Origin of the sequence: Xanthomonas sp. CFBP 7698 (assembly GCF_003600855.1) — a bacterium.
GTDB classification, from domain to species: domain Bacteria; phylum Pseudomonadota; class Gammaproteobacteria; order Xanthomonadales; family Xanthomonadaceae; genus Xanthomonas; species Xanthomonas cannabis.
Genome location: NZ_PRDN01000003.1, coordinates 220724 through 241080 on the forward strand (window position 1 = coordinate 220724; position 20357 = coordinate 241080).

Genomic DNA, 20357 nt, shown 5'->3' on the forward strand with positions numbered 1-20357 from the left:
TCCGGTTCCCTGCTCCTCCTGTTTCCCTGCTCCTGCTGCTCCTGCTGCTCCTGCTGCTCCTGCTGTTCCCCAATTTCCCCTGTCCCCCTACGCACCTGCCCCCCTGATGCCCGCTGCCATGCGCAATGCGCGGCGCGCCAATCTCCGCATGGCCGGGGCCGGGGCGCGCTGCTACCCTTTGCGACATGAGCGAGCATGGGTTTGAACAGGCAGCGGCAGCGCCCGCGCTGACGTGGTCCGAACGGTTGGGGCAGTACTGGAAGCTGGTGCGTGGCGACCGCCCGATCGGCAGCCTGCTGCTGCTGTGGCCCACCTGGTGGGCACTCTGGCTGGCCGCGGACGGCCTGCCGCCGTTGTGGACGTTGTTCGTGTTCACCGCCGGGGTCTGGCTGACCCGCTCGGCCGGCTGCGTCATCAACGACTACGCCGACCGTTGGCTGGACCCGCATGTCGAGCGCACCAAGACCCGCCCACTGGCCACCGGTGCGGTGTCCGGACGTGAGGCGTTGTGGGTGTTCGTGGCGCTGATGCTGGTGGCGTTCGCACTGGTGCTCAGCCTCAACTGGCTGACCGTGGCGCTGAGCGTGCCGGGCGTGTTTCTGGCTGCGAGCTATCCCTATCTCAAACGCCATACCCACCTGCCGCAGGTCTACCTGGGCATGGCGTTCGGCTGGGGCATTCCGATGGGCTTTGCGGCCGTCCAGGGCAGCGTGCCGTTGCTGGGCTGGCTGCTCTATGCGGCCAATATCCTGTGGGCCACCGCCTACGACACGTGGTACGCCATGGTCGACCGCGACGACGACATCCGCATGGGCAGCAAGTCCACCGCCATCCTGTTCGGCAAATACGATCTGCTGGCGCAAGGCGTGCTGTATGCGCTGATGTTCGCCACCCTGGCGGCGGTTGGCCTGCGTGCCGCGCTCGGCGTTGCCTTCTGGGCCGGCCTGGGCGTGGCGGCGCTGCTGGTGATCTACGAATTCCGCATTGCCCGCCACCGCGAACGCGGCCCGTGCTTCCGCGCCTTCCTGCACAACAACTGGGTGGGCCTGGCGATCTTCCTCGGAATCGCGATCGCGGTGGCAGCACGTTAGCAGCGGGAATCGGGAATCGGGAATTGGGGTCCGTGGATCTGGAATCTGGAATCTGGAATCTGGAATTGGCAGGCGGCAGCGTTCGACAGACAAGGGCCCGTTGAATGACGTGCTTCGCTCAAGACAAGCGTTGGCCGATCCAACGTGAAGCCTGCGCCGCAGAGCACCACGCCGCAGGTAGCAAGCCCCCCTCCTGCGGGAGAGGGGTTGGGGTGAGGGTACGGGACCACGCAACGCCTGCAGCACCCCACTGACGTGTCTTTGCGCCTTCCAAAGCCACGTCAAACGGAAACCGCCTCCACACCGATCACGGCACCCGCGCGCACACCCATGCATCCACCCGCTGCACGCCCGCGCGCCGCAAGGCCCTGGCCGCCGCATGCAGCGTGGCGCCGGTGGTCATCACGTCGTCCACCAGCGCCACATGCGCCGGTAACGCGCCACGCGCCACGAATGCGTCGCGCACATTGCGCTGCCGCTCGATTGCGTCCAGCTCGGATTGCGGCGCAGTTGCACGCACCCGCCGCAGCAACGGCAGACACGGCAGGCGCAGCGCGCGGCCCAGCGGCCTGGCCAACTCAAGCGCCTGGTCGTAACCGCGTTGACGCAAGCGCTGGCGGTGCAGGCTCACCGGCACCAACGCCTGCGGCCGCGGCAGGCCGGCGCAGCGCCTGGCCATCAGCTCACTGAGCAGACGCCCCGCCGCCAGGTCCTGGTGAAACTTGAAGCGCCGCAGCAGGCCATCCACCGGCCAGCGGTAGGTAAAGCAGGCATGCACGCGCTGCAGCGGCGGGGGTTGCTGCAGGCACTGCCCGCACAAGGCCACACCATCGGACGCGAACAGCGGGCTGGCGCAGCACAGGCAGGCGTGGCCGTGCTCCGGCAGCGCGGCGCGGCAAGACGGGCATAGATCGCAGTCGGCCACGCCCGCCTCGGCACAGACCAGGCACAGGCTTGGCAGCAGAAACCGCAATACCCGCTGCGGCCACCTGTAAACCGATCCCACCCCATTGAAGTTGACAGCCTCTTCCATGCTCACCAGACTGCCTGGCTTCCAAGCCGCTGACTGTCAGGAAACTCCGATGTCTGTTGTCGTCCGCCATGACTGGGATCGCAAAGAGCTGCAGGCGCTGTTCGATCTGCCGTTCCCCGAGTTGCTGCATCACGCAGCCAGCGTCCACCGCGCGCATTTCGATCCGGCGCAGGTGCAGGTCTCCACGCTGTTGTCGGTCAAGACCGGCGGCTGCCCGGAAGATTGCGCGTACTGCCCGCAGGCGCAGCGCTACGACACCGGCGTGACCGCGCAGAAGCTAATGGAGACCGAAGAGGTCGTGGCCAAGGCGCGCCAGGCCAAGGCGGCCGGCGCCTCGCGCTTCTGCATGGGCGCTGCCTGGCGCTCGCCCAAGGAGCGCGACATCCCCAAGGTGGCCGCGATGATCCGCGAGGTCAAGGCCATGGGCCTGGAGACCTGCGCCACGCTGGGCATGCTCGACGCCGGCCAGGCGCGCGCGCTGAAAGACGCCGGGCTGGACTACTACAACCACAATCTGGACACCGCGCCGGATTACTACGACTCGATCATCCACACCCGCCAATACCAGGACCGGCTCAACACCCTGGAGCATGTGCGCGACGTGGGCCTGAAGACCTGCTGCGGCGGCATCGTCGGCATGGGCGAAACCCGCGACCAGCGCATCGGCCTGCTGCTGGCACTGGCCACGCTGCCGGCGCACCCGGATTCGGTGCCGATCAACCAGCTGGTGCAGGTCGCCGGCACGCCGCTGCATGGCACCCAGCAACTGGATCCGTTCGAGTTCGTGCGGATGATCGCCGTGGCCCGCATCACCATGCCCAAATCGATGGTGCGCCTGTCCGCCGGCCGCGAAGCGATGAGCGACGAGCTGCAGGCGCTGTGTTTCCTGGCCGGCGCCAACTCGATCTTCTACGGCGAAAAACTGCTCACCACCGGCAACCCGGACACCGAACGTGACCAGGCCCTGTTCCAGCGCCTGGGCCTGCGCCCGATGCAGATCACTGTCGATGCCGCCGACCACGACCACCCCGGCACCGTGCATGCGGACATCACCTGCGGCCAGGCCTGCGAACGCGCGGCATGACCGCGCAGCGCCGCATCGTGGGATAAGCCCGCACCGCGCCTGAGCCGTCCTGCGGCGATCGGCGGGGCCTGCGGCAGGCGTTGCGTTGGAGACAGCGCCTACCTGCAGCCGATCCTGCGGCAGCGCCTGATCGGCCCATCGCCATCCCGCACTGACGCCGGACGCAGGACCGGCCCTCAAACCAGCGGATGCGTGGAGCCGGGTACAAGCACCATCACCCGATCATCCGCACCGTGGCAAAAGCGCGCCGCGGACAGCGCGACGCAATCGATCACCCCATCGCACTGCGCCCCGCCGGTTCGCCGTTGCCGCTGTCGTGGACCTTGAGCGGTCACAGACCGCCTTGATGCGCGAGGCCTCCGGCAACCGCCGCCGGGCTTGCACGCGCTTTCCAGCACCCCGACGCCACGGGCCATCACACTGCACCGGCTGTCGGTGTCGGCTGGGCGAGGTGACCGCGGCACGCTACGCTAGCGGACCTTTTTCGATGTCGACTCCCCATGGCTCGCCCCGATCTGCACGAACGGATTTCGTCGCTGCGCAAGTTACGCCTCGCCCAGGAACGGGTACGGGTACGCCGCCAGGTCGGTCGCCGCGATGGCGTGCGCCTGGAGATCGATGGTCGCTGGCTGACCGGGTTCTGCTCCAACGACTATCTGGGCCTGGCGCAGCAGTTCGAAGTGGTGGCCGCCTTGCAGGACGCGGCCGCGCGCGATGGTGCCGGCGCCACCGCCTCGCATCTGATCTGCGGCCACCACACCGCACACGAGACGCTGGAGCGCGAAATCGCGCAGTGGCTGGGGTATCCGTCAGCGCTGCTGTTCGGCAGCGGCTTCATCGCCAACCTGGCCGTGCAGCAGGCCTTGCTCAGCGAAGAAGACGATGTCTGCGTGCAGGACCGGCTCAATCACGCCAGCCTGCTCGATGCCACGCGCCTGGCCGGCTGCCGGCTGCGGCGCTATCCGCATCTGGATGTGGAAGGCGCGATGCGCCAGCTCAAGGGTGCCCCCGAGGGCGCGGCGATGCTGGCCAGCGACGGCGTCTTCAGCATGGATGGCGATGTGGCGCCGCTGCGCGCGTTGAGCCTGGTGGCACGCATGCAGGAGGCCGTGTTCTACGTCGACGATGCGCACGGAGTTGGCGTGCTGGGCCCGCAGGGGCGCGGCTGCGTGGCCGATGCCGGGCTGGGCGTGGCCGAAGTGCCGCTGCAGCTGGTGACGCTGGGCAAGGCGCTGGGCGGCTATGGCGCGGTGGTGGTCGGCGATGAGGCACTCATCCGTCACCTGGCCGAAACCGCGCGCCCCTACATCTACACCACGGCCCTGCCGCCGGCGCAGGTCGCCGCAACCCTGGCCGCAGTGCGCCTGGCGCGTCGCGACGACTGGCGGCGTGCGCGCCTGGTCGAACTGATCGGCAGCTTCCGCGATGGCGCGCGCCGGCATGGGTTCGAACTGATGGCCTCCGATACCCCGATCCAGCCACTGCTGTGCGGCGAAGAAGCCACGGTGATGGCGATGTCGGCCGCCCTTGAGCAGGCGGGGTTCATGGTCGGCGCAATCCGCCCACCCACGGTGCCCGAGGGCAAGGCACGCCTGCGGGTGACCCTGTCGGCCCTGCATACCCCGCAGCAGGTGCAGGCGCTGATCGAGGCGATCGTGCAGGCGCGCGACGTGGTCAGCCGGCAACCGCTGCGTGCCTCTGCCTGAGGCGAGCCGCAGTTCCTGCATGGCCTGCGCTGGAAGCAGCAGCGGTTACCCGACCAATGCATCGCCTGCACCAGGCGCGCGCGGCGGGCGGCAAGCGCGCGCCGATTCTCCGTTGCAACCGGCCCAGCATGCATCGCACCGGTGATGCAGCGTTTGCGTGTTCGCCATCGATGGCCTCTTTTCACTGACATGCCGCCGGCGACACCACACACAGCCTCGGCGGCGCAGCGCCGCGTATGGGAAGCCTTGTCGCTGCTGTATCTGGATACCGACAGTCGCGACGACGATGGCATCGCGTACGTGCTGGCCGCCTCGCCGTTCACCCTGATGCAGTTGCGCACGATGTTGTTGCACGAGGTGCACCCGGTGCTGATCGGCAATCTGCGCAGCGTGGCCGGCGTGTGGGACGGATTCGATCCCGAGTGGTTGGCCGCGGCGATCCAGGCGCGGCGTGTACGGCGCTGGCGCTGGCCGGCGCGTTGGCGCTGGCGCGGCTACGCGCGCACGCAGTGGGCGTTGCTGGCCCCGAAGATCGGCGCGCTGCGTGCAGCCGTCTCGCACTGACGCCGACGCGCAGCAGCAGCGCCGCCCCTGAATACCCAAGCGCCGATCGGCACACTGCAATCGGCGACAAGACCACCACCATCCAGTATTTCTGAGCCCTGTCGCAGCACCAACCCGCCGCGATCAACGCGTATCGGCACGCAACAATCGGCGACAATGCGCCCATGCATATCGATGTCATCGGCCATGGGCCTGCGCTGGTTCTCCTGCACGGTTGGGCACTGCACGGCGGGGTGTTCGCGCCGCTGGTCGAGCGCCTGTCACCGCACTATCAACTGCATCTGGTCGACCTGCCCGGGCACGGATTCAGTCGCGACGACAGCACGCCACTGGCCTTGCCGTATGTGGTCGCGGCCATTGCCGCCGCCACCCCGCCTGCGGTGTGGCTGGGCTGGTCGCTGGGCGGGCTGTTTGCGCTGCATGCCGCCGCCACCCAACCGCAGGTGCGCGGGCTGGCGATGATCGCGGCCACGCCGCGTTTCGTGCGGGGCAGCGACTGGCCGGACGCAGTCGAGCGCGACGTGTTCGTGCAATTCGGCAAAGAGTTGACGCGCGATTACCGCGGCACATTGGAGCGGTTTCTGGCGCTGGACACGCTCGGCTCGGCGCATGCACGCAGCGAACTGCGCAGCCTGCGCGACACGCTCACCGCACGCGGCGAACCGGCGCCCGAGGCCTTGCAGCAGGGGCTCACCCTGCTCGAACGCACCGACCTGCGCCGCGCCTTGCCGCAGCTTGCACGTCCCAGCCTGTGGATTGCCGGCCAGCGCGATCGCCTGGTGCCTGCCGCCGGCATGCATGCCGCCGCTGCGCTCACCCCGCATGCGCAGGCGCTCACCATTGCCGGCGGTGGCCACGCCCCCTTTCTCGGTCACGCCGATCAAGTGAGCGAGGCACTGCAACGCTTCGTTGCGTCCGTGCCGTGAGCGGATCGCCGATCATGCAACATCGCTGATCAAGGACATACCGCATGGATCTTGGAATCGCCGGCCGCTGGGCCCTGGTCTGCGCCGCCAGCAAGGGACTGGGGCTGGGTTGTGCACGCGCCCTGGCCGGCGAAGGCGTCAACGTGGTCATCGTCGCGCGCGGCCGCGACGCGCTGGAGCATGCGGCCGAGGCAGTGCGCGCAGTTCCTGGCGCTGGCGAGGTGCGCAGCGTGGTCGCCGATATCGCAACGCCGCAGGGACGCAGCGCCGCGCTCGCCGCCTGCCCGCAGGTGGACATCCTGATCAACAACGCCGGCGGCCCGCCGCCGGGCGATTTCCGCCACTGGGAACGCGAAGATTGGCTACGCGCGCTGGACGCCAACATGCTCGCCCCGATCGAACTGATCCGCGCCACTGTCGATGGCATGCGTGCGCGCCGCTTCGGCCGCATCGTCAACATCACCTCCAGTGCGGTGAAGGCGCCGATCGACATCCTGGGCCTGTCCAACGGCGCACGTGCCGGCCTCACCGGCTTCGTTGCCGGGCTGGCGCGCAGCACCGTGGCCGACAACGTCACCATCAACAACCTGCTGCCCGGCCAGTTCGCCACCGACCGCCTGCGGGGCAACTTCGCCACTATCGCGCAGCAGCAGGGCAGCACGCTCGAAGAAGTCGCCGAGCGCAAGCGTGCGGGTATCCCGGCGGCGCGTTTTGGCGAGCCGGACGAATTTGGCGCGGTCTGCGCATTCCTGTGCGCCGCGCAGGCCGGCTACATCACCGGGCAGAACCTGCTCATCGATGGCGGCAGTTATCCGGGCACGTTCTAGCGCCGCGCCCAGCCCCATCCAGCGATTCCCTCCGCCTCGCCCAGAGGCGACAATAGCGCCGCATGAACAGCACTTTCGACCCCCGCCACGTCCGGCGCGCGTTTGCGCGTGCCGCCAGCAGTTATGCCGCCGCCGCCGCGCTGCAACGCGAAGTGGAAACGCGCCTGCTCGAATCGCTCGATTACCTGGGCGAACAGGTACCCAAGGTGGTGCTGGATGTCGGCGCCGGCCCCGGCCATGCCAGCGCTGCGATCAAGAAACGCTGGCCCAAGGCGCAGGTGATCGCGCTCGACCAGGCCATGCCGATGCTGCGCCAGGCGCGCAAGGCAGCCGGGTGGTGGAAGCCGTTTGCGCAGGTCTGCGCCGATGCGCGCGCACTCCCCGTCGCCGATGGCAGCGTGGATGTAATCTTCAGCAATCTGTGCCTGCAATGGGTGGAAGACCTGCCGGCGGTGTTCGCCGGCTTCCGCCGCGCCCTGCGGCCGGGCGGCCTGCTGCTGTGCTCGACCTTCGGCCCGGAGACCCTGATCGAGCTGCGCGATGCCTTCGCCCAGGCCGACCCCGCCCCGCACGTCAGCCGCTTCCCGCCGATCGCGCAGTTCGGCGATGCCCTGCTGATGTCCGGCTTCCGCGACCCGGTGCTGGACCGCGACCTGTTCACGCTCACCTACAACGACCTGCCCGCCCTGATGCGCGAGCTGCGGGCGATGGGTGCCACCAACGCGCTCAGCAATCGCCGCGCCACGCTGACCGGACGCGGCCGCTTTGCCGCCGCCAGTGCCGCCTACGAACCGCTGCGCCGGCCCGACGGCACCCTGCCCAGCTCCTGGGAAGTGATCTATGCACACGCCTGGGCTCCGGCGCCGGGCGCGCCCATCCGCGAACAGGGGCATGACGTCGCCAGCGTGCCGCTGGCCTCGATTCCGATCCGCCGCCGCCGCGATTGAGGCAGTGCACAGTGGCCGCGCCCGTGCGCCGGTTCCGGTGACACACAGTATTGCGCCGACGCCGCTGTGCAGTGGCCGGGCGCAGCCGCCACACCCGGTAGAATTCATCCGCTAAAGGCTTCCCCTGCCCGGCGTTGCCCGCCGGCGGCCTTCCCCTCTGTTGCGGCCCCCCGCCCCCATTGGCGTTCCCCATGTTGAAGTGGCTCCTCATCGCGCTGTTCATCGCATCGGCGCTGTACATCCATTACCGCGGTCGCGTGCGGCACCGGCTCAGCCGGCAGCTGCTGGACCATTCCACCTTCATGGCGCCGATCAACACGCTGATGTATCTGTGTTCGCGCGTGCCGACCACGCCGTTCATCGACCCGGGCAAGGAGTTTCCCGAGCTGGCGCCGCTGCGCGCCCACTGGCCGGTGATCCGCGACGAAGCGGTGGCGCTGCAGCAGATGCAGAAGATCCGCGCCGCCGACGGCTATACCGACATCGGCTTCAATTCGTTTTTCCGCCGCGGCTGGAAGCGCTTCTATCTGAAGTGGTATGGCACTGCGCACCCGTCGGCAGCCGAGCTGTGCCCGCAGACCACCGCGTTGCTCAAATCCATCCCCACGGTCAAGGCGGCGATGTTCGCCGAGCTGCCGCCGGGCAGCGAACTGCGCCCGCACCGCGACCCGTTCGCCGGTTCCATGCGGTTGCACCTTGGCCTGGCCACGCCCAACGACGACCGCTGCTTCATCGACGTCGACGGCCAGCGCCACAGCTGGCGCGATGGCGAGTGGACCATGTTCGACGAGACCTATATCCACTACGCGCGCAACGACACAGACCAGGACCGCATCATCCTGTTCTGCGACATCGAGCGCCCGATGCGCTGGCGCTGGGCGGCGGCAGTGAACCGCTTCGTCGGCCGCAGCCTGCTCTCGGCCGGTGCCTCACCCAATCAGGAAGGCGACAAGACCGGCGGCATCAACCGCGTGTTCCGGTATTTCTACGCCGCGCGGCTGAAGGCCAAGGCGCTCAAGGAACGCAACAACCCTCTTTACCAGGTGCTCAAGTGGAGCATCTTCATCCTGGTGGTGGTCGGGATCGTGTTGCTGTAATACCGGACCAACCGCGTAGGAGCGCGCTTGCGCGCGATGAGGCGTTACCGGGAATGCCGCATCGCGCGCAAGCGCGCTCCTACGCAGCGCTAGTCGGCATTCAGCGCGACACCTGCGCGATCCACTCCTGCAGGTTGTAGTAGTTGGTGACGCGGGTGATCTTGCCCTCGCGCACCTCGAAAAAGGCCCCGCCCGGCAGTACGTAGGTCTGCCCGTTGGCTTCCGGCAGGCCTTCGTCGGTGGTGTGGTAGACCCCGTGCACCACGTATTCGGCCCCCACGCGCGTGCCGTCGTCGCTGGCGGTGATCACGACATCGCGCAACTGCTCGCGGTAACTGTCGTTCATGCGCTGCAGGAAGGCGGCAAAGTCCGCACGTCCGATCTCGCGTGGCCCCTGGTTGAGGTCATGCGCAACATCGTCGGCCAAAAACGCCAACATGCCGTCCCAATCGCCACGGTTGAATGCTTCGTAATAGGCCTGGACCAGGCCGGTGGCGCGTTGTCGATTGCTCTCGCTCATGCTCGAACCTGCCGCTGGGAAAGCCGCATCATAGGCCCGCGGTCACGGACCTTGCACCACCAGGTCGCGGTGGAAGTAATAGACCTCCTGCAGCAAAAATCGCCAGCTGGTGTGGAAGCTGCGAAAGCGTGTGCTGGGCGTGGACGAGGCCAGCGCGTCCACGCCCAGTTCCTGACTGAGCCGCAGCGCGCGTGCCATGTGCAGCGGGTCGCTGACGATGATCGCCCGGTGCATGCCATGGCGGGCCATCAGCACGCGGGCCTGTTCCAGGTTCTGCCGGGTGGTGCGCGAGACCGTCTCGATCACGATCGCGTCCGGCGGCACGCCGTGACGCAGCGCGTAACGGCGTGCCACCTGCGACTCGGCAAAGCGCGCGCCGTTGCCGAAGCCGCCGGTAAACAACAGGCGCGGTGCATACCCTTGGGCGTACAGGTCCAGCGCATGCCGGATGCGTTCTTCGAACACCGGTGAGGGACGTGCGTCGTAGGCGGCTGCACCCAGCACGATGATCACATCGGCCGGTGCGGCCTGGTCGCGGTCGCCCACCCACACGATCCACCCGGCCACCGCCACCAGCCAGATCACCGCCAGCATGCATAACCGCCAGCCCCAGCCCCACAGGCCGAGCCCGCGCCGACGCCTGCTCACGCGGCGGCCCAGGGCACTGCGTCCAGGTCGACGTTGCCGCCGGACAGGATCACCCCCACCCGCTTGCCGGCAAACCGCGCCGGGTCGGCCAGCAGCGCCGCCAGCGTGATCGCCGACGACGGCTCCACTACCTGCTTGAGCACCTGCCAGATCAGCCGCATCGCCTGCACCACGGCGGCATCGTCCACGGTGATCACCTGCGCGCCAGCGGCCTGCAGCAGCGCGAAATTCGGCGTGCCCAGGGTGCCGCGCAGACCATCGCAGACGGTGTCGGGGATGAAGTCGACCAGGCGCTGCCCGGCCGCCAGCGAGCGTGCGGTGTCGGCCGCCCCGCTGGGCTCGGCCAGCACCAGCGCGCATCCGGGGGCGGCCTGCAGCGCCAGGGCTGCCCCGGCAGCCAGCCCGCCACCACCGACCGGCGCCAGCATCACGTCCAGCCCACCGCTCTGGTGCAGCAACTCCAGCGTGGCCGTGCCCTGCCCGGCGATCACCGCCGGATCGGTGTACGGATGCACGAGGGTCGCCCCGACACTGGCCTGCACCTGGGCACACAGCTGCTCGCGCGCGGCGATGGTCGGCGCACAGCGCCACAGCGTGGCGCCGTGCCGGGAAATATTGGCCAATTTGGCGGCCACCGCGCCCTCGGGCACCACCACATGGCAGCCGATGCCGCGGGTACGCGCCGCCAGGGCCAGCGCCGCGCCGTGGTTGCCGGACGAATGGGTCACCACGCCACGCGGGGCCAGCGCGTCCGGCAGCGACCACACCGCGTTGCAGGCCCCACGAAACTTGAAGGCGCCGCCACGCTGCAGATGCTCGGCCTTGAAGAACAGCTGCGCGCCACAGAGCGCATCCAGGCTGTGCGAGGTCAGCAACGGTGTCGGCGCGCAGTGCGGGGCAATGCGCGCGGCGGCCTGCAGGACATCGGAATGGACGAGAGGAACCGTGTCGATCATGCCTGCAAGATTAACGTATCGCCCTGCTCTTCACGGCTCGCACGCACACCGCCCGCGCATGCTGGATCGATGACAAAGCGCCACATTGCGGCACAGTTAAGGACCGATTCAATGCATCGGCTCGAAAGTGCCATCATGGTTGCAGGAGGGCACCATCCATGAAATTCCGTCTGATCTTCGCCGCCGGGCTCCTAGCCCTGGGCGGCTGTGCGACCTACGACTACACCGGAGGCGGGTCAGGCGGCTACTACCGTGGCGCGCCCGCCGTGCAGTATCGCTATCCGCCGGGATACTCGCCCTACTACGGCGGTCCTTATGGCGGCCCATACGGCGTGCCGTATGGCGCGGGCGGTATCGGGCTGTACGACTACCCGGTCTACCCGGTCTATCGTAGCGGCGGGTATTACTACCGCCCCAATGATCGTCGCCCGCAGTACCGTCCGCCGCGTCCCAATGGCTCGTTCAACAACGGTCCCCGTCCGAACGGGCCGCGCCCGCAGCAACCCAATCGCCCGCCGGCAACCGGCGCCCCGTCGTCACGGCCCCCGGCCCGCATTGGCGCACCGCCGCGCGTGATCCGCGAAATCCAGCGGCAAACCGCGCCACGCAACACGCGCGAGCAGATTCCGTGACAAGCTGACTGCGACAGGCCCCACAAATGGCAATATTGGGGGCTTGCGTTCAGCCGGCACTTGGTCGCAAGCTAGGTGCTCTGTGTGACCCGCCACGTCATCTTCTGACCCGGCCCGGCCCACTGACCGACTTATGTCGATGTCCGACAGGGAAATCTGGATCCCCCCTGTTCCGGCCCTGTCGGATATCGGCGCCTCCAATGCATAAAGCCCCGGCATGCCGGGGCTTTATGTTTTTGGCATTGGCTTGGCGGCTCGAGATGACGCTGCATGCCTGGATCCTCTGTCAGCACCCACCGACGCAGAAAAAATAAGGGTCGGCAGTCCCCCGACTACCGACCCTTACGCTACCCCGTCGCACGCGCGGCTGGCCCCTGTTCCAATTCCAGCCTTTGCGCCCATGTCGCAATGCCGCGACGGGTGCAGTAGGGATATCCGCACGAAACATGCCAACTTGAGGGTCAGTATTTTAAAATGTGGCTTACGTCACACTTTTACCCGTCGAGTGACCTCGCTCGCCCTTCAGCCGATACTTTCGCGGCCGCCAACTTCCTTCTGCTCCTGGTTCCCACGCCCATGTCCGACTCTTTCTATCGCTACGACGTCATCGTGATCGGCGGCGGCCATGCCGGCACCGAGGCCGCGCTGGCCTCCGCGCGTACCGGTGCGCGCACCTTGCTGCTGACCCACAACATCGAAACCGTGGGCGCGATGAGCTGCAACCCGGCCATCGGCGGGATCGGCAAGGGCCATCTGGTCAAGGAGATCGATGCACTGGGCGGGGCCATGGCGCACGCGGCCGATCTGGCCGGCATCCAGTGGCGCACGCTCAATGCCTCCAAGGGGCCGGCGGTGCGCGCCACCCGCTGCCAGGCCGACCGCAACCTGTATCGCAACGCGATCCGCCGCATGGTCGAAGCGCAGTCCAACCTGACCGTGTTCCAGGCGGCGGTAGATGATCTGATCATCCACAACGGCGCGACCGAAGCCGACAGCGTGCGCGGGGTCATCACCCAGACCGGACTGCGCTTCGAGGCGCCGTCGGTGGTGCTGACCGCCGGCACGTTCTTGGCCGGCAAGATCCATGTCGGCGAAACCCAATACGCGGCGGGGCGCATGGGCGACCCGCCGGCCACCACGCTGGCCGCACGGCTGCGCGAGCGCCCGTTCGCGATCGACCGCCTCAAGACCGGGACCCCGCCACGCATCGATGGGCGCACGCTCGACTACGGTGTGATGACCGAACAACCCGGCGACGACCCGCTACCGGTGATGTCGTTCATGGGCCAGCGCAGCGACCATCCGCGTCAGGTCAGCTGCTGGATCACCCAGACCACCGAGCAGACCCACGACATCATCCGCAGCGCACTGCATCGCTCGCCGCTGTACTCGGGCCAGATCGAAGGCATCGGCCCGCGCTACTGCCCGTCGATCGAAGACAAGGTGGTGCGCTTCGCCGAGAAGACCAGCCACCAGATCTTCGTCGAGCCCGAAGGCCTGGAGGTGACCGAGATCTATCCCAACGGTATTTCCACCTCGCTGCCATTCGATGTGCAGCTGGCGCTGGTGCGCTCGATCCACGGTTTTGCGAACGCGCACATCACCCGCCCCGGCTACGCCATCGAGTACGACTTCTTCGACCCGCGCGGGCTCAAGGCCTCGCTGGAAACCAAGGCGGTGGGCGGGCTGTTCTTCGCCGGGCAGATCAACGGCACCACCGGCTACGAAGAGGCGGCCGCGCAAGGCCTGCTGGCTGGGCTCAATGCCGCACGCCACGTGCATGGCCTGCCGGCGTGGTCGCCGCGCCGCGACGAGGCTTACCTGGGTGTGCTGGTGGACGATCTGATCACCCACGGCACCACCGAGCCGTATCGCATGTTCACCAGCCGCGCCGAATACCGGTTGCAGCTGCGCGAAGACAATGCCGATGCGCGCCTGACCGGCGTTGGCCGCAGCATGGGCCTGGTCGATGACGCGCGCTGGGCGCGCTTTTCGGCCAAGCAGGATGCCGTGCAGCGCGAGAGCGCGCGGCTGTCCGCGCTGTGGGCCACCCCGGGCAATGCCCTGGGGCGCGAGGTGACGCAGACGCTGGGTGTGTCGCTGAGCCGCGAAACCAATGTGCTGGATCTGATCAAGCGCCCGGAACTCAACTACGCCAGTCTGATGCGCGTGCCTGCACTGGGGCCGGGCGTGAACGATGCGCAGGTCGCCGAACAGGTGGAAATCAGCGTCAAGTACGCCGGCTACCTGGACCGCCAGCGCGACGACATCGCGCGCCAGCAACGCCAGGAGAACACGCCCATTCCGGAAGGTTTCGACTATGCCGGCGTACGCGGGCTGTCGATCGAAGTGCAGCAGAAACTCGAGCGCGTGCGCCCGCAACACATTGGCCAGGCGCAGCGCATCCCGGGCATGACGCCGGCGGCCATCTCGCTGCTGCTGGTGCATCTGGAGCGTGCGCGGCGCAGCCAGGTGGCGTGATCGGCCCGGGCGACCGCGGTGATGGTGGCAGCGATTGCTGGACTTCCCAGGCAAACGTGCGGGGCGCTGAGCGGCAGTGAAGATCCGCCCACGAGCGGAGGGCGTGATGCCTGGCGGACGGATGGTGGGCCGCCCCCCTGCGTAACCTGTGCGGCAGGCGAGCAAATGCTGCGTCTGCCGTGCTTCTTCCGCACCTGATGGGTGTGGAGCCGGCTGCCGGGTGTCGCACCCGCGCGCATGCGCATCACCCAGTCCGCGGCAGCCATCCGCGCAGCAATCACCCACGCCTCGGCATGCCTGAGCAACGGGCTTCCGCATCAGCGTGCGGTCGTCGCGGGGACGTTGGTGGGACGCCTGACGCGTCACCTCGCAACGCGATTGGTTTATCTACTGCAATGTGTTGCACGACCGCCGTCATCTACGGATTGGCGGCCGTCATGCAGTATCGAACACGGATCGAGGAATGAAACGACCCTTGTCTCCGCGCGCCGACGGCAGCCCACAGACCGGCATACCGGTGTCATATCTGGCAATGCGATGAACTATCCCGAATAACGAAGAAGCAGGCGAAAAACGGGGGTATCTGCCGACCAGATGGTCCATGGGAACAGAAAAGATATTGCTATGATTTGCCAACGACGACACATTTTAACTAAATGAACGCATTTAGCACGTTAATCACCGCGACGTTTCGCATCGCCTGCCCTGTGCTACTGGTGATGCTGGCCACGGTAAGTTCGGCCCACGCCAATACGGAAGAAGACGGCCGGTATTGGCTGAGTATCTACGCGCAGGGCAAGTTACCGGTTGAAAACCTGTACTGGAGCATGGATGTCCATCCGCGCTGGCGCGAGGAAGGCGAGCAGTTCGACCAGTTGATCCTGCGCCCGGCCGTGTTTTATCGGCTCAATCCCAAGGCCAGCGTCTGGATGGGGTACGACACCATCATCAGCCACCCGGCAGGCCAGCCGTCCAATCGCGAAAATCGTTGGTGGGGGCAATTTCAATACCAGTTCGACCCGATTGCCGACATCACCATTACCAGCCGCACCCGTCTGGAACAGCGCCATCGCGAAGACTTCAGCGATGAGGGCTACCGCGTGCGGCAGATGATCCGCGCCACGCGCCCGAGCGGTTTCAGTCCGCAGCTGTCCTGGGTGCTGTTCAACGAGTTGTTCGTCAACCTCGATCAGACGCAATGGGGTGCACGGCGCGGCATCGACCAGAACCGTGTATTCGTTGGCATCAACTGGAAATTCAACGCCATCGCCAACGTGGACGTGGGCTATCTGAACCAGTTCGTCAACACATCGGCGGTGGACCGCGAGAACCACGTGCTGATGACGACCTTCCGTTTCAACTTCTGACGCATCGTGGACGATGCAGCAGCGCGCCGCGACGCGCGCGCTGCGCATGCCGGCAAGCGCAGGTGTTTCATCAGCCGCGCTTACTCCGGCAACAGCTGTCTGCGCAGCGTCTGGGCACAGAGCTCCACGGTGGTCTCGGCCGCCTGGATGACGCCACCCATGGTGATGAAGCCGTGGATCATGCCGGGGAAGCGATGCACCGTAACCTCCACGCCGGCCGCACGCAGGCGGTCGGCATAGCGCGCGCCCTCGTCATGCAGGATGTCCAGCTCGGCCAGCACAATCAGCGCCGGTGCAACGCCTGCCACCTCAGGTGCCAGCAATGGCGAAATCCGCCAGTCGTGCATGACTGCCGGATCCTTGAAGAGGTGCTGGTTGAAGAATCGCACCGCCTCGCGAGTCAATGGCGGAATGTCGGCATTGGTCGAGCGTGAGGCATGTTCTGCGCTGCCTTCGCGCGCATCGGTCAGCGGGTAAAGCAGCAACTGGCAGCGCAGGGCAATGCCGGCATCGCGTGCGACCAGTGCCACGACGGCGGCCATGGCGCCGCCCATGCTGTCGCCGGCCACCGCCAGCCGCCGCAGATCCGCACCCACCTGCTGCGGATGCGCCGCCAACCAGTGCAAGGTGGCGATGACATCTTCCACGCCCGCCGGAGCCGGGTGTTCCGGGGCGAGGCGGTAATCCACTGCCAGCACCTGGCAACCGGCACGCGCCGCCAACTGCCGGCACACATCGTCGTGCGACTCCAGATCGCCCACCACCCCGGCACCACCGTGCACGAACAGACAGGTCGGCGCCGGATCGTCGCTCAGGCCGGGCGGCCGGTACAGGCGCAGCGGCACGTCGCCGGCGGCAGTGGCGGCGCGCAGGTCGCGTACCTGCATCGGCAGCACCGGAAAGCCGAGCTGCGCGCTCATGCCACGCATCATTGCGCGCGCCTCCGGCAACGGCAGCGCCTCCATCGGCGGCGCGCCGCTCTGCTGCAACTGTGCAAACAGGCGGACGACATCTGGATCGAAGGACATGGCGACTCCATTACGCGCGGGCGATGTGCAGAGCTTGCCAGATTGTTATGAGCCATCACCATTCATTTGCATAACCAAGCATGCGAAACAGTCCAGGCACCCGCCAACGCCACTGTTTACGAGGGCTCTCACCGCGGCCTGGCCAGTCGCATGACGGTGTTTGCTGCATCGCATCGCGCCCCTGCGCGATGCACGCGACGTCTGCGAATCCGCGGCCGGACAGCATCTGTTCGGCATGGCGGCCATGCGCCCAACACCGATGCGTGGCCGTCACTGCTACAGCGGCAGTGACGGCAACGGTGCGCTGCGGGTGAGGTCTGCAATGATGCGCCAAACGCCCGCTTCGGCGGTACCTGCAGATCCACCGGAGTGGCCCAGCACGCCGCGGTGCGGGTGCGACGCGTACATACAGAGACAGCTGCAGTTGGGCACCACCCTTGCCCGATCCGGCAAGCCGCCTACTGCCCAAGATGCAGGATGCTCAGACGCCTGAGCAGTGTGCTCAGTCGTCTTCGGCAGCGGCTTCGCGGCCTTGCTGGCGGATCAGGTTTTCCTGGCGTGCGTCTTCGATCGAGGCGCGGATGGCGCGCACGTCGGCGCGCTTGGTGTCGAACTTGAAGCGGCCGGTGAGCACGCTGTCCGGGCGCAACTCGCCCTTCTCGAACAGCGCCCACATCTCTTCGCCGTAGTGGGTGTCCAGCAACTCCGGCGCAAAGCGGCCCAGGCAATCGCGCAGGTTGTGCACGTCGCGCAGCAGCATGTCGCGCGCGGCGTTGTTGCCCGCGGCACTGACCACCTGCGGGAAATCGATCACCACCGGGCCATCGGGCGAGACCAGCACGTTGTATTCGGACAGATCGCCATGCACCAGGCCCAGCGACAGCATCTTGACCACATCGCCGATCAGGCTGGCATGGAAGGCGCGTGCCTGTTCCGGCTCCAGCTCCACTTCGCCCAGGCGTGGTGCGCTGTGGCCGGCGGCGTCGGTGACCAGGTCCATCAGCAGCACGCCGTGGAAGTAACCGCGCGGCTTGGGCACGTGCACGCCGGCATCCACCAGCTGGTAGAGCGCATCGGCTTCGGTGTTCTTCCAGGCCGTCTCGGCTTCCTTGCGGCCGAACTTGGTGGCCTTGCCCATCGCGCGTGCCTGACGGCTGCCGCGCACCTTGCGGCCCTCCTGGTATTGCACGCGCGCCTGGAAGCTGCGCTGGGCCATGTCCTTGTAGACCTTGGCGCACAGGATGTCGTCGCCGGCGCTGACCACGTAGACGGATGCTTCCTTGCCGCTCTTCAGTGGCCGCAACACTTCGTCGATGACACCGTCGTCGATCAGCGGCTGCAGGCCCGTGGGGGTTTTCATGGACGAAGGGGACCGATCCGAAACAAGTCAGCACCGATTATGCGGCAAGCAGGGTGAAGCGCTTACATGCCGGAGCGCACACTGCGACCGAGGGCATGCATTGGCGCAAGCGCTTACCATGCACAAGACCTGTCACGTACGCGACCCAATGCCCGAGCCTGCCACCAGCCGCCGCAAACGCCCCGCCGCCGTGGCCGCGGCCGGTAGCGAGCGCGGTCTGCCGCACGAGTTGATGCAGCAGATCGCCGCTGCCCAGGGCGACCCGGACTTCATGACCTCGCTGGGGCGCGGGCTGGTGGTGCTGAGCGTGTTCGCCCAGCACGCGCGCGAAGTGACCATGTCGCAGATCAGCCTGGAGACCGGCATCTCGCGCGCGGCGGTGCGGCGTGTGCTGCACACGCTGGCCAGGCTGGGCTATGTCGGCGAGCAGGGCCGTGGCTACGTCCTGTTGCCGCGCGTGCTGGGAATCGGCGGTGCGTATGCCGCGTCGTCGTCGATGACCGCCGCAGCGCAGCCGGTGCTGGACGCGCTGCGCGATCAGTTGCACGAATCCTGCTCGCTGGGCGTGCTGGATGGCGACGATCTGCTGTACGTAGCACGCGCGGAAACGGTGCGCATCATGTCGATCGGGCTGCGCCCGGGCACCCGGTTGCCGGCGTATTGCACCTCGATGGGGCGGGTGCTGCTGGCGGCCCTGCCCGGCGACACCATGCAGGCCTACCTGGAACGCACCACGCTGCGCCCGCGCACCGATCGCACGGTGACCCAGGCCTCGGCCCTGCTCGAGGTGCTGGCGCGCGCGCGCCGCGAAGGCATGTGCCTGACCGACCAGGAGCTGGAGATCGGGCTGCGCTCGATCGCGGTGCCGGTGCGCAATCTGCGCGGCGAGGTGATCGCCGCGCTCAACATCGGCGCCCAGGCCGGGCGCGTCAGCCTGCAGACCATGCAGACGCAATGGCTGGACCCTCTGAAACAGGCCGCGCAGCGGTTGGGTGCGTTGCTGAGCTGAAGACAGCCGGTGGTGTGCCGGCGCAGGCGCTGCAAGCCGGTGACGTTGCGCATGGCCGGTGCGCACGCAGGACCGCTGCCCCGCACGCACGCCACGCAGGCTCACCGCGGCCTGCGCAGGAAGCCCACCACCGCATCCACCCAGGCCGCGTGGCTGTCTTCGACATGCGCCACATGATCGGCATGCGGCAAGGTGACCCAGCTGCGATCTGCGCTGCGCAGGCGCGCGTAGACATGGGCATTGTCGGCCTGCGTGGCGATGGGGTCGTCGACGCCACGCAGCAACAACACCGGCAAGCTGCTCACCTGCTCGGGCCGGAACGCAAACTGCTCCATCGCCCGCCAATCGGTACGGACCGGGTCGGCGGCCAGCGCTTGCGCAACGTAGGCGTCCCGCACGCGGGCCGGCGCGGCGCCGGCGGTAATGAAATCTTCGCCGGCTGCGGCAGCGGTGGTGGGTTCCCGCAGCGGCCGGGCCGGCGACGGCGTGGCGGCCGCTGGCGCATCGACATCGTCCGGGAAGCCATACAGCACCAGCGCCGACACCGCCTGCGGTTGCTGCTGGCCAAGCAGCAGCGCCACCCGCGCGCCGTTGGAATACCCGATCAGCGCCGGCGGCGGCAGCCCCGGATGCTGCCGGGCGATCCAGGCCAGGATCTGCTGCACGTCGTCCACCGCGCGCGTGGGCGTGTTCCAGCCGCTGCGGTCGCGCGCACTGCCGCCATAGCCACGCAGATCCACCGCATAGGCCGCGAACCCCGCCTGCGCCAGCGCGGCAAGCACCGAGCGCGCATCGGGCGCTTCGCCCGGCACCTGCAGGTCGAAATTGGGCAGCGCACTCCAGGTGCGGCCATGCACCAGCAGCACCGTGCCACGCGGCTGCGCGGGCACGCGCGACCACACGGCCAGTGACTGTCCATCGTCGGCGCGCACCTGGGTCAGCCGGGTACCCGGTCCGGGCTGCGGTTGGGCAGGCGCGGCCAGCGAGACCAGCAGGAGCAGGAACAGGCAGGCGGGTCGGAACGTCATGCTATGTCTCGTGATGGGCGCACTGACATCGGCAGGCAGCGCGGGGTGTGTAC

Annotated in this window: 19 protein-coding genes; 12 read left to right on the top strand and 7 right to left on the bottom strand. The window is 67.6% G+C overall.

The annotated features are described in order from the left end of the window. The first annotated feature begins 185 nt into the window (after positions 1-185). Positions 186-1091 carry a 4-hydroxybenzoate octaprenyltransferase gene (ubiA, locus tag XnspCFBP7698_RS14715; RefSeq protein WP_104579343.1) on the top strand — a complete coding sequence of 302 codons (906 nt, stop codon included), beginning with the start codon at positions 186-188 and terminating at the stop codon, positions 1089-1091. Positions 1092-1398: 307 nt separating this feature from the next. Here the strand turns inward: ubiA and XnspCFBP7698_RS14725 are convergent, their stop codons facing one another. After that, complete coding sequence (locus tag XnspCFBP7698_RS14725; RefSeq protein ID WP_199680181.1) at positions 1399-2124, bottom strand: ComF family protein; 726 nt, start codon at positions 2122-2124, stop codon at positions 1399-1401. A 49-nt stretch (positions 2125-2173) separates the two neighbouring features. On the opposite strand from XnspCFBP7698_RS14725, the gene bioB reads away from it, so the two are divergent. The 7 genes from bioB (at position 2174) to lpxO (ending at position 9275) form a co-directional block, all read left to right on the top strand. Further along, on the top strand, positions 2174-3208 hold the full coding sequence (gene bioB / locus XnspCFBP7698_RS14730; RefSeq protein ID WP_104579345.1) for a biotin synthase BioB: 1035 nt from the start codon (positions 2174-2176) through the stop codon (positions 3206-3208). Positions 3209-3708: 500 nt separating this feature from the next. Further along, a complete protein-coding gene (gene bioF, locus XnspCFBP7698_RS14735; protein WP_123137533.1) occupies positions 3709-4914 on the top strand; it encodes an 8-amino-7-oxononanoate synthase in 1206 nt (401 codons plus the stop codon). Between the two features lie 189 nt (positions 4915-5103). Then, entirely contained in the window at positions 5104-5478 is a 375-nt protein-coding gene (locus XnspCFBP7698_RS14740) for a hypothetical protein (RefSeq protein WP_047695492.1), read from the top strand. 164 nt (positions 5479-5642) lie between these two features. After that, entirely contained in the window at positions 5643-6404 is a 762-nt protein-coding gene (bioH, locus tag XnspCFBP7698_RS14745) for a pimeloyl-ACP methyl ester esterase BioH (protein ID WP_123137534.1), read from the top strand. 44 nt (positions 6405-6448) lie between these two features. Further along, complete coding sequence (locus XnspCFBP7698_RS14750; RefSeq protein ID WP_123137535.1) at positions 6449-7231, top strand: SDR family oxidoreductase; 783 nt, start codon at positions 6449-6451, stop codon at positions 7229-7231. Positions 7232-7293: 62 nt separating this feature from the next. Then, positions 7294-8178 (top strand): malonyl-ACP O-methyltransferase BioC, encoded by an 885-nt coding sequence (gene bioC, locus XnspCFBP7698_RS14755; RefSeq protein WP_123137536.1) that lies wholly within the window; start codon positions 7294-7296, stop codon positions 8176-8178. Between the two features lie 191 nt (positions 8179-8369). Then, complete coding sequence (lpxO, locus tag XnspCFBP7698_RS14760) at positions 8370-9275, top strand: lipid A hydroxylase LpxO (protein ID WP_039415240.1); 906 nt, start codon at positions 8370-8372, stop codon at positions 9273-9275. A 100-nt stretch (positions 9276-9375) separates the two neighbouring features. On the opposite strand, the gene XnspCFBP7698_RS14765 is transcribed toward lpxO, so the two are convergent. The 3 genes from XnspCFBP7698_RS14765 to XnspCFBP7698_RS14775 are packed head-to-tail and all read right to left on the bottom strand — an operon-like array spanning position 9376 to position 11399. Then, a complete protein-coding gene (locus tag XnspCFBP7698_RS14765; protein ID WP_039415229.1) occupies positions 9376-9795 on the bottom strand; it encodes a nuclear transport factor 2 family protein in 420 nt (139 codons plus the stop codon). Between the two features lie 42 nt (positions 9796-9837). Further along, the gene (locus XnspCFBP7698_RS14770; protein ID WP_123137571.1) at positions 9838-10455 is read right to left on the bottom strand and encodes a YdcF family protein; all 618 of its coding nucleotides are present in this window, start codon (positions 10453-10455) and stop codon (positions 9838-9840) included. Further along, positions 10440-11399 (bottom strand): pyridoxal-phosphate dependent enzyme, encoded by a 960-nt coding sequence (locus XnspCFBP7698_RS14775; RefSeq protein WP_123137537.1) that lies wholly within the window; start codon positions 11397-11399, stop codon positions 10440-10442. Before XnspCFBP7698_RS14775 ends, XnspCFBP7698_RS14770 begins: the two co-directional genes overlap by 16 nt. Before the next feature lie 158 nt (positions 11400-11557). Here XnspCFBP7698_RS14775 and XnspCFBP7698_RS14780 point away from each other — a divergent pair, with 158 nt between their 5' ends. The 3 genes from XnspCFBP7698_RS14780 (at position 11558) to XnspCFBP7698_RS14790 (ending at position 15879) form a co-directional block, all read left to right on the top strand. Beyond that, positions 11558-12031, top strand: a complete 474-nt coding sequence (locus tag XnspCFBP7698_RS14780) for a hypothetical protein (RefSeq protein WP_123137538.1) — start codon at positions 11558-11560, stop codon at positions 12029-12031. A gap of 576 nt (positions 12032-12607) precedes the next feature. Continuing rightward, complete coding sequence (mnmG, locus tag XnspCFBP7698_RS14785; RefSeq protein ID WP_123137539.1) at positions 12608-14512, top strand: tRNA uridine-5-carboxymethylaminomethyl(34) synthesis enzyme MnmG; 1905 nt, start codon at positions 12608-12610, stop codon at positions 14510-14512. A 656-nt stretch (positions 14513-15168) separates the two neighbouring features. Further along, positions 15169-15879: a DUF2490 domain-containing protein gene (locus XnspCFBP7698_RS14790; RefSeq protein ID WP_104579353.1), complete on the top strand. Its 711-nt coding sequence runs from the start codon at positions 15169-15171 to the stop codon at positions 15877-15879. A gap of 80 nt (positions 15880-15959) precedes the next feature. Here the strand turns inward: XnspCFBP7698_RS14790 and XnspCFBP7698_RS14795 are convergent, their stop codons facing one another. Then, positions 15960-16907 (bottom strand): alpha/beta hydrolase, encoded by a 948-nt coding sequence (locus XnspCFBP7698_RS14795; protein ID WP_047695499.1) that lies wholly within the window; start codon positions 16905-16907, stop codon positions 15960-15962. A 502-nt stretch (positions 16908-17409) separates the two neighbouring features. Further along, complete coding sequence (locus XnspCFBP7698_RS14800; protein WP_123137540.1) at positions 17410-18267, bottom strand: PA4780 family RIO1-like protein kinase; 858 nt, start codon at positions 18265-18267, stop codon at positions 17410-17412. Positions 18268-18415: 148 nt separating this feature from the next. Between XnspCFBP7698_RS14800 and XnspCFBP7698_RS14805 the strand changes: the two genes are divergently transcribed. After that, complete coding sequence (locus XnspCFBP7698_RS14805) at positions 18416-19276, top strand: IclR family transcriptional regulator C-terminal domain-containing protein (protein WP_123137541.1); 861 nt, start codon at positions 18416-18418, stop codon at positions 19274-19276. A 101-nt stretch (positions 19277-19377) separates the two neighbouring features. On the opposite strand, the gene XnspCFBP7698_RS14810 is transcribed toward XnspCFBP7698_RS14805, so the two are convergent. Next, complete coding sequence (locus XnspCFBP7698_RS14810; RefSeq protein WP_147423598.1) at positions 19378-20304, bottom strand: alpha/beta fold hydrolase; 927 nt, start codon at positions 20302-20304, stop codon at positions 19378-19380. Between the last annotated feature and the right edge of the window lie 53 nt (positions 20305-20357).